11 protein-coding genes are annotated in these 9,615 nt (G+C 67.8%); 10 read left to right on the top strand and 1 reads right to left on the bottom strand.

All coding sequences use genetic code 11. The features are described from left to right. The first annotated feature begins 188 nt into the window (after window positions 1-188). A complete protein-coding gene (gene xth, locus AC5JLE_RS06925) occupies window positions 189-956 on the top strand; it encodes an exodeoxyribonuclease III (RefSeq protein WP_401730159.1) in 768 nt (255 codons plus the stop codon). Window positions 957-1,028: 72 nt separating this feature from the next. Here xth and AC5JLE_RS06920 read toward each other — a convergent pair whose 3' ends face one another. Further along, window positions 1,029-1,280 (bottom strand): GlsB/YeaQ/YmgE family stress response membrane protein, encoded by a 252-nt coding sequence (locus AC5JLE_RS06920; RefSeq protein WP_014648887.1) that lies wholly within the window; start codon window positions 1,278-1,280, stop codon window positions 1,029-1,031. Between the two features lie 84 nt (window positions 1,281-1,364). On the opposite strand from AC5JLE_RS06920, the gene AC5JLE_RS06915 reads away from it, so the two are divergent. From AC5JLE_RS06915 to AC5JLE_RS06875, 9 genes are all read left to right on the top strand, one after another. Beyond that, the gene (locus tag AC5JLE_RS06915; protein ID WP_046433275.1) at window positions 1,365-1,964 is read left to right on the top strand and encodes a 4'-phosphopantetheinyl transferase family protein; all 600 of its coding nucleotides are present in this window, start codon (window positions 1,365-1,367) and stop codon (window positions 1,962-1,964) included. 39 nt (window positions 1,965-2,003) lie between these two features. Next, a complete protein-coding gene (gene rsmG / locus AC5JLE_RS06910) occupies window positions 2,004-2,642 on the top strand; it encodes a 16S rRNA (guanine(527)-N(7))-methyltransferase RsmG (protein ID WP_032957829.1) in 639 nt (212 codons plus the stop codon). 112 nt (window positions 2,643-2,754) lie between these two features. Then, entirely contained in the window at window positions 2,755-3,552 is a 798-nt protein-coding gene (locus tag AC5JLE_RS06905) for a ParA family protein (protein ID WP_014648884.1), read from the top strand. After that, the gene (locus tag AC5JLE_RS06900) at window positions 3,552-4,475 is read left to right on the top strand and encodes a ParB/RepB/Spo0J family partition protein (protein ID WP_014648883.1); all 924 of its coding nucleotides are present in this window, start codon (window positions 3,552-3,554) and stop codon (window positions 4,473-4,475) included. The genes AC5JLE_RS06905 and AC5JLE_RS06900 overlap by 1 nt, the downstream gene beginning before the upstream one ends. Before the next feature lie 127 nt (window positions 4,476-4,602). Next, a complete protein-coding gene (locus AC5JLE_RS06895) occupies window positions 4,603-5,337 on the top strand; it encodes a suppressor of fused domain protein (protein ID WP_496065145.1) in 735 nt (244 codons plus the stop codon). A 45-nt stretch (window positions 5,338-5,382) separates the two neighbouring features. Next, complete coding sequence (locus tag AC5JLE_RS06890; protein ID WP_014648881.1) at window positions 5,383-6,348, top strand: NAD-dependent epimerase/dehydratase family protein; 966 nt, start codon at window positions 5,383-5,385, stop codon at window positions 6,346-6,348. 90 nt (window positions 6,349-6,438) lie between these two features. Continuing rightward, entirely contained in the window at window positions 6,439-7,161 is a 723-nt protein-coding gene (locus AC5JLE_RS06885; RefSeq protein ID WP_005420380.1) for a glycosyltransferase family 2 protein, read from the top strand. Further along, window positions 7,161-7,508 carry a lipid-A-disaccharide synthase N-terminal domain-containing protein gene (locus AC5JLE_RS06880; RefSeq protein WP_014648879.1) on the top strand — a complete coding sequence of 116 codons (348 nt, stop codon included), beginning with the start codon at window positions 7,161-7,163 and terminating at the stop codon, window positions 7,506-7,508. The genes AC5JLE_RS06885 and AC5JLE_RS06880 overlap by 1 nt, the downstream gene beginning before the upstream one ends. A gap of 280 nt (window positions 7,509-7,788) precedes the next feature. Continuing rightward, entirely contained in the window at window positions 7,789-9,561 is a 1,773-nt protein-coding gene (locus tag AC5JLE_RS06875; RefSeq protein WP_496065144.1) for a DUF885 domain-containing protein, read from the top strand. Window positions 9,562-9,615: the final 54 nt, after the last annotated feature.

Here is a 9,615-nt window from a genome sequence, read left to right as displayed (position 1 = left end):
GTTTTGCCGCCGGGCTGGGGGGGGGGGGCCGGGGGGGGGGGCGAATTGGGGGGGGTGTCGCCTTTGTTTGGGGGGGCGGCCGCCCCGCCCCGGGCACTACCGGTGGGTGCCAACCTTGGTTGGCACGCGGGGGCCGTGCGCCAACCAAGGTTGGCGTCTACCAAAGCTGGCCCGGGTAGAATGCCCCCATGAAAATCGCCTCGTGGAACGTCAATTCGCTCAATGTCCGCCTGCCGCACCTGGAGCAGTGGCTCAGGGAGTTCGGCCCGGACATCGTCGGCATCCAGGAAACCAAGCTGGAGGACCACAAGTTCCCCGATTCGGCGCTGATCGCCGCGGGCTACCGCAGCGTGTTCGCCGGCCAGAAGACCTACAACGGCGTGGCGCTGCTGTCGCGTGAGCCGGCGCAGGACGTGCAGATCGGCATTCCCGGTTTCGAGGACGAGCAGAAGCGCGTCATCGCCGGCACCTTCGGCGACCTGCGGGTGATCAACCTGTACGTGGTCAACGGCCAGGACATCGGTACCGACAAGTACGACTACAAGCTGCGCTGGCTGGAAGCGGTGCATGCCTGGATCGCCGAAGAGCTGCAGCGCCACCCGAAGCTGATCGTGATGGGCGACTTCAACATCGCCCCGGACGCGCGCGACGTGCACGACCCGGCGGTGTGGAACGACAACCACATCCTGACCTCCACCGCCGAGCGCGGCGCATTGAACAAGCTGCTGCAGCTGGGCCTGCACGATGGCTTCCGCCTGCACAATGACGAGGCGGGCACCTTCAGCTGGTGGGATTACCGTGCCGCCGGCTTCCGCCGCAACCTGGGCCTGCGCATCGACCTGACCCTGGTCTCAGACGCGCTGAAGGGCAGTGCGGTGGCCTCGGGCATCGACCGCGAGCCGCGCACCTGGGAACGCCCGAGTGACCATGCGCCGGCCTGGGTGCAGATCGGTTGAACGAACGGGGCCCGACGATTGCCGGGCCCGTTCTGGAACATCTGCCGGCCAGTGGCCGGCACTACCCTCAGATCACCGTATGCTCTTGCGGGTGAACAGGTTGACGATCGCCAGCAGGATCACCGCACCGATCAGCGAGAACAGGAAGGTGCGGAGGGTGATCGCTTCGTTGATGCCGCCGCCGAACAGCCAGCCGGAAATCAGCGCGCCGACGATGCCGACCACGATGTTGAGGATGATGCCCTGCTGGGCATCGCGCTTCATGATGATGCTGGCCAGCCAGCCTACGATGCCGCCGACGATCAGCCAGATGATGATGCCCATGATCGAACCTCCGGTGGGGAACTGTGACCAGTTGACGCGCAGGGCTGTGAACCCGTCGTGGAATTGCGTGATGGGCGTGTGCGGATGAGCCTGCCAGCCACCCTCGATGGCCCGTGGCGCTTCGGTCCGGTGACGGTCTGGCGGCGCCCGCATGTGCCGGGCCAGCGTGGTGAACCGCAGGCGCGGCAGGTGCTGGCGCAGGCATTGGGCGCCGACCCGCAGACGCTGCCGCTGGTCCGCGATGACAAGGGCCGGCCGGAACTGAGCGGCCCGTTGGCCCACTACGGCACCGGTTGGAGCCACAGCGGCGAGGTGCTGCTGGTGGCGCTGGGCGAAGGCGTGCGGCTGGGCGTGGACCTGGAGCTGCTGCGGCCGCGACCGCGCCTGCTGGAGATCGTGCGGCGCTTCTTCCACCCGCAGGAGGTGGCCTGGCTGGAACGCCTGGATGAGGCCGGGCGCGAGCACTGGTTCTTCCGCGTGTGGTGCGTCAAGGAGGCCATCCTCAAGGCGCATGGGCAGGGCATCTCGTTCGGCCTGCACCGCCTGCAGCTGGCGCCCGGGCCCGATGGCGCCCTGCACCTGCGCTGGTGCGACCCGGAACTGGGCGAGGCCGCGCGCTGGCACCTGCACGAGTGGCAGGCCAGCGGCCAGTTCCGCGCCGCATTGGCCTGGTATCCACACTGAAGCGGGGAATCGGCGCGCAAAACCGGCGATAATGCCGGCATGAGCGAACACCCACTTCCCGCCAGCGTGTCTGCCACGCTGGAACAGGGCCTGGCCAGCATGGGCCTGGACGCCGCGCTGGCGCCGCCGTTGCTGCGCTACCTGGCCCTGCTGCACCGCTGGAACGGCACCTACAACCTCACCGCCATCCGCGACCCGCAGGAGATGGTCACCCGCCACCTGCTCGACTCGCTGGCGATGCAGCCGTTCGTGGCCGACGGCAGCCTGGCCGACCTTGGCACCGGCCCCGGGCTGCCCGGCATCCCGCTGGCGATCGCCTGCCCGGGCCTGCAGGTCACCCTGGTCGAGAGCAACGGCAAGAAGGCGCGCTTCATGCGCGAAGCCGTGCGCCAGCTCGGCCTGGGCAACGCCCGCGTGGCCGAGTCGCGCGCCGAGGCGCTGGACGAGGCCGGCCGCTACGACCAGTTGACCGCGCGCGCGATGGACACCCTGGCCGGCATCGTCCGCGTCGGTGGCCACCTGCTGCGCCCCGGCGGCGTGTTGCTGGCCATGAAGGGCGTCCACCCGCATGAGGAGATCGCGGACCTGCCGGCGGGCTGGCAGGTGCGTGAGGTGACCCCGTTGAGCGTGCCCGGCCTAGCCGGCGAACGCCACCTGGTCACTGTTACAGGCCCCTGATTCCCGCCGCCAGCCCCTTGTGGAACAACGGGTTGGCGATCCACGATTTCCGCAAGGGGCCGGTTGTACGCATAATGACCGGTCCCAGCACACGTCGACGAGGCACACCCGCATGGCCCGCATCATCGCCATCGCCAACCAGAAGGGTGGCGTCGGCAAGACCACGACCGCCGTCAACCTGGCCGCTTCCCTGGCCAACGCACCCAAGCGCGTGCTGTTGGTCGACCTGGATTCGCAGGGCAACGCGACCATGGGCAGTGGCGTGGACAAACGCGAGCTGGCCGCCTCCACCTGTGACCTGCTGCTCGGCGAGAACAGCGCTGCCGATGTACGCGTGCAGACTGCCGAGGGTTACGACCTGCTGCCCGGCAATATCGACCTGACCGCCGCCGAGATCCAGCTGATGGGCCAGAGCGAGCGCGAGCAGCGCCTGAAGCGCGCGCTGGCGCCGATCCGCGACGAGTACGACTACATCCTGATCGACTGCCCGCCGGCGCTGTCGCTGCTGACGCTCAACGCGCTGGCCGCCGCCGACTCGGTGATCGTGCCGATGCAGTGCGAGTACTACGCGCTGGAAGGCCTGAGCGCGCTGGTGGAAACCATCGAAGCGTTGCGCACCAGCCTGAACCCGGCGCTGGAGATCGAAGGCGTGCTGCGCACCATGTTCGACGTGCGCAACAACCTGGCCAACGCAGTGTCGGCCGAGCTCACCGAGCACTTCGGCGACCGCGTGTTCCGCACCATCGTGCCGCGCAACGTGCGCCTGGCCGAGGCACCCAGCCATGGCCAGAGCATCGTCGGCTACGACCGCGCCTCGCGCGGTGGCGTGGCCTACCTGGGCCTGGCCGGCGAGATCATCCGCCGCAACAACGAACGCAACAAGGCCGGCAAGGCCGTGGAGATCGTCTGATGACCAGCAGCAAGCCGGCAGCCAAGAAGCGAGGCCTCGGCCGTGGCCTGGATGCGCTGTTGGGCCCGAAAGGCGCGGTCAGCCAGGTGCAGGCCACCACCGCGGTGATCGAGCCGCTGCCGGGTGAAGTGCTGCGCAAGTTGCCGGTCGGCCAGCTGCAGCCGGGCAAGTACCAGCCGCGCCGCGAGATGGACGAGGGCAAGCTGTCCGAGCTGGCCGACTCGATCAAGTCGCAGGGCGTGATCCAGCCGATCCTGGTGCGCCAGCTGCCGGCAGGCAACTACGAAATCGTCGCCGGTGAACGCCGTTGGCGCGCATCGCAGCTGGCCGGCCTGGACGAAGTGCCGGTGGTGGTGCGCGAGCTGGAAGACCGCACCGTCATCGCGATGGCGCTGATCGAGAACATCCAGCGCGAAGACCTCAATCCGCTGGAAGAAGCCGAGGCGCTGCAGCGCCTGATCAGCGAGTTCACCCTGACCCATGCCGAGGCCGCCGAGGCCGTCGGCCGCTCGCGCGCGGCGGTGTCCAACCTGCTGCGCCTGCTGGAGCTGCCGGTGGCGATCCGCCTGCTGCTGGAAACCCGCCGCCTGGAAATGGGCCACGCCCGCGCGCTGCTGACCCTGGCTCCCGAGCTGGCCGGCAAGCTGGCCCAGGAAGCAGCCGATGAAGGCTGGTCGGTGCGCGAGGTCGAGCGCCGTGCGCAGGCCTTCGCCGCCGGCAAGGTGCCGAGCAACCGCCCGGCGGCCACGCCGAAGGTGCAGCAGGCCGACATCGCCTCGCTGGAAACCGAACTGTCCGAAGCATTGGGCGCCAAGGTGGCGATCAATCATGGCCGCGGTGGCAAGGGCAAGCTGATCATCCACTACACCGACCTGGATACCCTGGACGGCGTGCTGGAAAAGCTGCGCACGCGCCAGGGCTGAGCCCGGCGCAGTGACAGGGGGCGCGGCCCGTTCCTGCCGTGTCCCGCCAATGACAGGGAACGTACCGCCGCGCGCGCCGTGGGAATGCACTGCCTTCCGGTCCGTGGCCTCATCCAGGGAGCAGGATATGAGCAACGAATACGAGGACGTCAGCCCGGACGGCACCCAGATACTGGTACATCGCCGCGAAAAGGACTTCGTGCTCGCCACCGGCGAAGAACGCCACATCGAGGCGATCAGCGCCCACCTCGAACGCCATCTGGGCCCGGTGTCCGGTGTCTTCCACGAGATCATCTCCGACCTGGTGCACATCGACGTGCACGTGGTGCCGGCCAATGACCACTGCCCTTACCTGCGCCTGGTCACCTCCGGCATGAGCGACCTGCCGATGACCGTGCCCGCCGAGGTGGACCCGGACGTGCCGCGCTACATGGAACTGATGGTGACCCTGCCGGCGGACTGGCCCATCTCCCAGGACGCCTTCGAGGACGAGCGCAATTACTGGCCGGTGCGCCTGCTGAAGGGCATGGCGCGGTTGCCGCACGAGTACGACACCTGGCTGGGCTTCGGCCACACCATTCCCAACGGCCATCCCAGCGAGCCCTATGCGCCGGGCGTGGGCTTCGACGGCGCCATCGTGCTGACGCCGGTAACCACCCCGGAGGACTTTGCCACGCTGGAACTGGACGACGGCAAGACCATCAGCTTCATGAGCCTGGTCCCGCTGTACCCCGAAGAGATGGACCTGAAGCTGAGGAAGGGCGCCGAGGCGCTGCTCGACCGCTTCGACGCGAAGAGGATCCAGGATGTAATCGAACCCGGCCGCACCAACGTGGCGAAGAAGCGTTTCGGTTTGTTCTGAGACCGGTAACATCAGGGGCCTGAACTTCGTTTCCAGGCCCCTGCCATGACCATCCTGCTCACCGGCGCTGCCGGCTTCATCGGTGCCTACACCGCCCGCGCACTGCTGGAGGCCGGCCAGGCCGTGGTCGGCCTGGACAACTTCAACGATTACTACGACCCGCAGATCAAGCGCGACCGCGTGGCCGCGCTGTGCCCGTCGCTGGACCTGCGCGCGCTGGACCTGACCGACCGCGAGGGCCTGGCTGCGCTGTTCGATGAAGTGCAGCCGACGGCGGTGATCCATCTGGCCGCCCAGGCCGGCGTGCGCTATTCGCTGGAAAACCCGCACGCCTACGTCGACAGCAACCTGGTCGGCTTCGTCAACATGCTCGAACTGTGCCGCCACCGCGGCGTGCAGCACCTGGTGTATGCCTCCAGCAGCTCGGTCTACGGCGATTCGGCCACGCCGCCGTTCTCCGAGGACCAGCGCGTAGACCAGCCGCGTTCGCTGTACGCGGCGACCAAGGCGGCCAATGAGCTGATGGCTTACACCTACGCGCAGCTGTACGGCCTGCATGCCACCGGCCTGCGCTTCTTCACCGTGTATGGCCCGTGGGGCCGGCCGGACATGGCACCGCTGCTGTTCTCCCGCGCGGTGCTGGCCGGGCGGCCGATCGACGTGTTCAACGAGGGCCGCATGCAGCGCGATTTCACACATGTCTCCGACATTGTGTCCGGTATCCTCGGCGCCCTCGCGCACCCGGCCGACGGCCCGGTGCCGCACCGGGTGTTCAACCTCGGCAACCATACGCCGGTCGAGCTGGAGCGCTTCATCAGCGTGATCGAGCAGGCCGCCGGCCGCCCCGCGCAGAAGGTGTACAAGCCCATGCAGCCCGGCGACATGGTGCGCACGATGGCCGATACCCGGCGCGCACATGACGCTTTCGGCTTCGATGCGGTGACCCCGATCGAAGAAGGCCTGCCGCCTGTGGTGCAGTGGTGCCGCGAGTATTTTGGCGATCGCGCCTGAGGATGGATCCTCACGCCGCGGGGTTCATCTTCGGATAACCTCGGCAGCGGAGAATGCGCGGTCTTTGTCCCCCCTTTGGCCGAGTGCCTTATGAGCCAACCCGAGCTTTCCGTTGTCGTCCCGGTATTCAACGAGCGCGACAATGTCGCCCCGCTGGTCGCCGAAATCACCGCCGCGCTGCGTGGCCGGCTGCCGTTCGAAATCGTCTACATCGACGATCACTCGCGCGATGACACCCTGGCGGTGCTGCAGGGACTGAAGGCGACCACCCCGGAACTGCGCGTGCTGCACCATGTGAACCAGAGCGGGCAGAGCACCGCGGTGCGCACCGGCGTCAAGCACGCGCGCGCGCCGTGGATCGCGACCCTGGATGGCGATGGCCAGAACGATCCGGCCGATATCCCCAAGCTGCTCGCCGCACGCGACGCCGCCGAGGCGCAGGTGAAGCTGTTCGCCGGCTGGCGCGTCAACCGCCAGGACAGCGGCAGCAAGCGCTGGGCCAGCAAATGGGCCAACGCCATCCGTGCACGCATGCTGCGCGACGATACGCCCGATACCGGCTGCGGCATCAAGCTGTTCGAACGCAGCGCGTTCCTCGACCTGCCGTACTTCGACCACATGCACCGCTACCTGCCGGCGCTGATGCAGCGCGCCGGCTGGAAGACCACCAGCGTGCCGGTCAACCACCGCCACCGTACCGCTGGCGTGTCCAAGTACAACAACCTCGGCCGCGCGCTGGTCGGCATCCGCGACCTGCGTGGCGTGGCCTGGCTGATCACCCGCAGCAAGCGCACCGCGGTGGAGGAGCGCTGATGGATCTGGAGCTGCATTGGCTCGACCAGCCGCTGACCTGGCTGTACTGGACCGGCCTGCACGTGACCGGCTGGAAGCTGATCGGCTATACCGGCGCGCTGATGTTCGGCGGCCGCTGGCTGGTCCAGTTCGTCGCGTCCAAGCGCGCCGGCAAGCCGGTGATCCCGCGCCTGTTCTGGTACATGAGCGTGCTCGGCAGCCTGATGACGCTGAGCTACTTCCTGTTCTCGGCCAAGCAGGACTCGGTGGGCGTGCTGCAGAACCTGTTCCCGGCGTTCACCGCGCTGTACAGCCTGCACCTGGACATCAAGCACCGCGGCTGGAAGCGAGACAAGGCCAGCCACTGAGGCCCCGGGGTCGGATCCCTTTCCATGGGAAAGGGCTCTGACCCCGTCCGGATCACCCCGTCCGGATCCGCGGCGCATCCACGCATGACGTGGGTCTACTGCGTACCTGGCTACCGTGCCTGGTAGCTGCCAACCTTGGTTGGCACACGGGGAACCCAGCGCCAACCAAGGTTGGCGGCTACCGGGGCCCCGGTCTGCTGCGCAGGCAGGACCTTCGTCCCATGCCACGGGCGATGGGCGGTGCCATGATCGGGGTCTGCCTTCCCGGGAACCTGTGCTCGTGAAAACCCGTCTTGCCGTTGCCCTGCTGATCGCCCTGTCCGCCCCCGCCGTGGCCCTGGCCGCGCCGCCCGCCCCCGCCGCACCGTCCGGCGTGGCTACTGAATCGCCCGCCGACGCCGCCTTCCGCGCGCTGTACGAGAAGGAATGGAAGTGGCGCCAGCAGGGCGGTGGCGAGGCCAGCGAGGACGAGGACGCCCCGGCCAACGCCACCCGCATGCCCGACGTCGGCCCGGCCGCGCAGCAGGCGCGCCTGAAGGTGTGGGACGAGACCCTGGCCGCGCTGAAGAAGATCGACCCGAAGACCCTGTCGGCCGACAACCAGGTCAACTACGCGATCTACCACGACCAGGTGTTCAACCTGGCCGAAGAGACGCGCCTGCGCGGCTACGAGATGCCGTTCAACGCCGATTCCTCGTTCTGGTCCAACCTGTCCTTCATGGCCCGGCGCGAGATGAAGACCGTGCAGGACTACCAGAACTACATCGCACGCCTGAATGATGTACCGCGCTACTTCGGCCAGCAGACCGAGAACATGCGCGCCGGCCTGAAGCGTGGTTTCAGCGTGCCGCGCGCGGTGCTCGATGGCCGCGAAGTGTCCATCGCCACCGTCGCCGAGCTGAAGGACCCGACCGAATCGCCGCTGTACGCGCCGTTCAAGAAGCTGCCCACCACCATCCCGACCGCCGAGCAGGCCAGGCTGCAGGCGCAGGCGCGCGCGGCGATCAGCGGCAAGGTGGTGCCGGCGTTCCAGCAGCTGCGCACCTTCTTCGTCAACGAGTACGTGCCACAGGCGCGCACCACCCTGGCCGCAGAAGCGATGCCCGATGGCAAGGCGTACTACCGGCAGCAGATCCACGAATACACCACGCTGGACCTGTCGCCGGACGAGATCCACCGCATCGGCCTGGGCGAGGTCGAGCGCATCCAGAAGGAAATGAACGACATCATCAAGCAGGTGAAGTTCAAGGGCAGCTTCGCCGAGTTCCTGACCTTCCTGCGTACCGATCCGCAGTTCTATGCAAAGACACCGGAAGAGCTGCTGTCGCGTGCCGCGTGGATCTCCAAGCGGGCGGACGGCCAGCTGGGCAAGTACATGACGTTGCCGCGCGCGCGCTTCACCATCGTGCCGGTGCCGCCGGACATCGCACCGTTCTGGACGGCCGGCCGCGGTGGCATGGGCACCTACTGGCTCAACACCTACAACCTGCCGTCGCGCCCGCTGTACAACCTGCCGGCGCTGACCCTGCATGAATCCGATCCGGGCCACTCGCTGCAGGGCGCGATCGCCGCCGAGCAGAAGAACCTGCCGGAGTTCCGCCGCAACGCCTACATCTCCGCCTATGGCGAAGGCTGGGCGCTGTACTGCGAGAAACTGGGCGTGGAGATGGGCATCTACGAAACCCCGTACGAGGATTTCGGCCGCCTGACCTACGAGATGTGGCGTGCCGCGCGCCTGGTGATCGACACCGGCGTGCACAGCAAGGGCTGGACCCGCGAGCAGGCGTTGGCCTACCTGCGTGACCACACCGCGCTGAGCGAGCATGAAGTGACCACCGAGGTGGACCGCTACATCTCCTGGCCTGGCCAGGCGCTGAGCTACAAGCTGGGCGAGATCGCCATCGTGCGCCTGCGTGCGCAGGCCGAGAAGGAGCTGGGCGACAAGTTCGACATCAAGGGCTTCCACGACACCCTGCTCAAGCAGGGCTCGGTGCCGCTGCCGGTGTTGGAACAGCAGATCCAGGCCTACATCGCCGAGCGCAAGAAGGCCTGACCGTGCGAGGGTAGTGCCGGCCGCTGGCCGGCAACCCGACCCGGTCACGGGGTC

The organism is Stenotrophomonas sp., from assembly GCF_059505245.1.
This window is presented reverse-complemented; position numbering and strand designations above follow the sequence as displayed.